Below are 300 nucleotides of genomic sequence, written 5' to 3' on the forward strand. Positions count from 1 at the left end.
AACACCTACAGCGGCGCCACCAGCGTCAACATGGGTGGCACGCTGGCGCTGGCCGGTTCGGGCAGCATCGCCCTGTCGAGCGGCGTGAACGACAACGGCGTCTTCGACATCGCCGCCACCGACAACGGCGCGCAAATCCAGTCGCTGTCCGGCTCGGGCGCCGTGCTGCTTGGCGGCCAGACCCTGACCCTGACCAATGCCGGCGCGACCGGCACCCAGACCGGCGGCATGCCGCTCCCCGGCTTGCCCGGCCTGCCGGTCGTGACCAGCACGGGCGCCGACTTTGCCGGCACCATCGCC

Annotated in this window: 1 protein-coding gene; it reads left to right on the top strand. The window is 71.7% G+C overall.

Translation table 11 applies throughout. The annotated features are described in order from the left end of the window. On the top strand, window positions 1–300 hold a 300-nt coding region (locus ASC93_RS31485; RefSeq protein ID WP_162251926.1), incomplete at both ends, for a hypothetical protein.

It is taken from the genome of Massilia sp. Root335 (assembly GCF_001425685.1).
Lineage (GTDB): Bacteria > Pseudomonadota > Gammaproteobacteria > Burkholderiales > Burkholderiaceae_D > Telluria > Telluria luteola.